General features: G+C 75.4%; 4 protein-coding genes. 2 read left to right on the forward strand and 2 right to left on the reverse strand.

The genetic code is table 11. From position 1 onward, the window contains the following. Nucleotides 1–49 precede the first annotated feature (49 nt). Nucleotides 50–400 (reverse strand): hypothetical protein, encoded by a 351-nt coding sequence (locus FOE67_RS21325; protein WP_182666456.1) that lies wholly within the window; start codon nt 398–400, stop codon nt 50–52. A gap of 64 nt (nt 401–464) precedes the next feature. Here FOE67_RS21325 and FOE67_RS21330 point away from each other — a divergent pair, with 64 nt between their 5' ends. Together FOE67_RS21330 and FOE67_RS21335 are read left to right on the forward strand one after the other, a co-directional pair. After that, nucleotides 465–1,223: a DsbA family protein gene (locus tag FOE67_RS21330; protein WP_182666457.1), complete on the forward strand. Its 759-nt coding sequence runs from the start codon at nt 465–467 to the stop codon at nt 1,221–1,223. A gap of 261 nt (nt 1,224–1,484) precedes the next feature. Beyond that, the gene (locus FOE67_RS21335; RefSeq protein ID WP_182666458.1) at nt 1,485–2,018 is read left to right on the forward strand and encodes a DoxX family protein; all 534 of its coding nucleotides are present in this window, start codon (nt 1,485–1,487) and stop codon (nt 2,016–2,018) included. Between the two features lie 149 nt (nt 2,019–2,167). Here the strand turns inward: FOE67_RS21335 and FOE67_RS21340 are convergent. Continuing rightward, nucleotides 2,168–3,000: Crp/Fnr family transcriptional regulator (locus FOE67_RS21340; RefSeq protein ID WP_182666459.1), on the reverse strand; the 833-nt coding region annotated here is incomplete at its 5' end.

Here is a 3,000-nt window from a genome sequence, read left to right on the forward strand (position 1 = left end):
GGGAGGAACGACGCCGGGGCGGTCGGGGGGCGTCAGCCGGTCGGATCGCTCACCACAGGACGGCGATGAAGATGTTCGCGACGGTCAGCAGACCAACCGTGCCGAAGACCGGGGTGGGCACCGCCTCGTCGTCCCGGCGCAGGTAGACCAGGGCGGCGATCACGACCAGGATCAGCAACTTGACGCCGACCTTGATGTGGTTGACCGTCCCGTCCCCCGCCTCCAGCAGACCCACCAGCGCCACGCCGGTGACCAGCATCAGCAGCGCGCCGTGCCACATGCCCGGCAGCATCCGCGCCGTGCCGGCGCCCATCGCCTTCATCTGGAAGAGGAAACCGCCCAGCAGCGCGGCGATGCCGATGATGTGCAGGGCGAGCAGGATGTCCCGGAGAAAGTCCATGCCGGGAGGGTATCCGTCCCCCGTTCGGGGGTACGCGGCGCGGTCCCGCACACTGGATGGCGTGATGTTCACCGGCAGGAACTCCCGCAGGAACCGGTCCCTCGTCGTCATCGCCCTGGCGACCCTCGTGGTCGGGGCGATGGTGATCAGCGGCATGGCCGGCCTCTTCGCCGGCGCCGGCGGCTCCTCCGAGCCGACCGCGCCGACCGACGCGGCCGAGGGCATCGACGGGGAGGACACCGTGACGCCCCTCCCCGCCGACCATCCCGTGCACACCCTGGCCCGACGCGACGCCGAGGACCCGATGGCCATCGGCGACCCGGCCGCGCCGATCGTGATGCTGATGTACGCCGATTTCCAGTGCGCGGTGTGCGGACGCTGGACACGGGAGGTCGAGCCGACGCTGATCGAGGAGTACGTGGACGCCGGCGACCTGCGGATCGAGTTCCGCAACTTCCCGATCCACGGCCCGGAGTCCGACCTCGCGGCGCGCGCCGCGCGGGCCGCGGGCGAGCAGGACCGCTTCCGCGAGTTCTACGAGGCGGTGTACGCGGTGGACGCCCACCGCGACAGCGGCCGGTTCACCGAGGAGGGCGTGGTGGAACTGGCCCGTGAGGCCGGCGTTCCGGACATCGACCGGTTCCTCGCCGACCTGGACCGCGAGGAGATCGTGGAGTCCGTGGCCCGGGACGCCGAGGAGGCGACCATGCTGGGCGTCGCCGTGCCGCCGTCCTTCCTGATCAACGGGCACGCCGTCGTGGGAGCCCAGCCCGCGGACGCCTTCCGGGACACCATCGACCCGTTGCTCGCCGCCGCCGAGTGAGTCCCGGCCGGCCGGTGCGGTCGCCGGTCGGCCGCGCGACATCCGGCCGCCGCGCCCCCCGCCGACCGGTTCACGCGGTCGCCCGTCGGGCCGATTGATCGGATCCGCACGAAGAACGCCGGTCGGGCGCCCGCGCCCCCTCTGTCGACGCCCCCGCCCGTGGCAGACTGGCCGCCCGGCCGACCGGTGGGACCGGCCCCGACCGGCCGCCCCGCCCCGGCATCCCGCTGTCGAACACCGATCCGGCCCGAGGAGCGTGCCATGGCGGCGACCGCACGGACGATCACCCCCTCCACCGGCGGCGGCCCGGACGGCTCCCCGCCCCCGGCCTCCCGCTGGGCCCTGCTGCCGCTGCGGCTCTTCCTCGGCCTGACCTTCCTGTACGCGGGCATCGACAAGTACACCTCCCGGGGGCCCTTCAGCTCGGCCATGGACCAGGGGGCCATCGAGACGATGCTGGAGTTCGGCCGGGACCGGGCCGCCGTCCCGTGGATGGTGGACCTGGTGCTGGCCAACCCGGGGCCGTTCGGGCACGCCGTCGCGGTCGCCGAGATCGCCGTCGGCGCCGGCGTGCTGCTGGGCGTGCTGACCCGCCTCGCGGCGCTCGGCGGCGCGCTGCTGTCGTTCTCCTTCTGGCTGACGGTGAGCTGGTCCACCGACCCCTACTACTTCGGGCCGGACCTGCCGTACCTGTTCGGCTTCCTCACGCTGGTGCTGGCCGGCGCCGGGGCGCACTCGATGGACGCGCGCCGCACCGCGCGCCACCGCCGCACCGGCAGCAAGCTGTACGGCTGAGCCGGGACGGGCGCCGCGCGGCGCCGGCCCGGGTCCCCGCCCCGCGCTCCCCGGCCGGATCCGGCCGGCCGGGGCACCCCCACCGGATCGCCCTGCGACCGTTTCCCCGAACTCCCCCGGGTGAGGGGGTTCGAGGGCCGCCCGCGCCCCTACCCTGCTGTGCGAGCGGCCGCCCCGACCCGGTGGAACGGCCGTCCGAGCGGGGATCGGGGTTCCGTCGACCCGGATCGCTTCCGCGCGGACGGTGGTCGACACCGGTGGGAGGCCGGGTCGGCCGCCGCCCGCAACCGTTCCGGATCGTGGACCACCCACACCCGGTAGCCGGTGGTCACCACGCCCTCCTCGCGGAGCACCCGCACCGCGCGCTGCAGGCCCGCGTCGGAGATCCCGGCGAGCGCCGCCATGTCCCGCTGGGCGAGCGGGAACGCCAGGCGCAGCCCGCCCCGGGCGTCCGGCACGCCGTGGTTGCGGACCAGGGAGTCCAGGGTGCGGGCCAGCCGCAGCCGGGCCGGGCCCACGCCGGTGTCCACCCGGTCGCGCACCGCGTCCCTGAGCCTGCCGGTGACCACCCGTTGCAGCGTCTCCGCGACCTCGGGGCGGCTGCGCAGGAAGGTCCGGAAGACGTCCGCGCGGATCACCCGCCCGACGGCGGGGCCGGCCGATCGCACGGTCGCCGAGCGGGGTTCGCCGTCCAGCGCGGCCAACTCGCCGAGGACGTCGCCGGGGCCGCGCACCGCCAGCAGCGCCTCCCCGCCCTCCGCCAGACTCCGGCGCACCGTCACGAACCCGGAGAGCAGCAGGATCACCCGGGTGTCCCCGGCGCCCTCGCTCATCAGTTCCGTGTTCGGGGGGAACTCCCTGCCCGACCCCAGCTCCCGCAGTTCGGCGGCGGCCCCGGGCGGCAGCCGCCCCATCAGGCTGCGCGGCGGCCAGGGGGGCGGCTCGGCGCGTCGCCGGACGCCCCCGGGGCGGGGGGTCGAGG

It is taken from the genome of Streptomyces calidiresistens (assembly GCF_014141525.1).
Lineage (GTDB): Bacteria > Actinomycetota > Actinomycetes > Streptomycetales > Streptomycetaceae > Streptomyces > Streptomyces calidiresistens.

Excerpts from the sequence above, each read along its gene's own strand:
- FOE67_RS21325 (WP_182666456.1), bottom strand. The coding sequence starts at position 400 with ATGGACTTTCTCCGGGACATCCTGCTCGCCCTGCACATCATCGGCATC.
- FOE67_RS21330 (WP_182666457.1), top strand. The coding sequence starts at position 465 with ATGTTCACCGGCAGGAACTCCCGCAGGAACCGGTCCCTCGTCGTCATC.
- FOE67_RS21335 (WP_182666458.1), top strand. The coding sequence starts at position 1,485 with ATGGCGGCGACCGCACGGACGATCACCCCCTCCACCGGCGGCGGCCCG.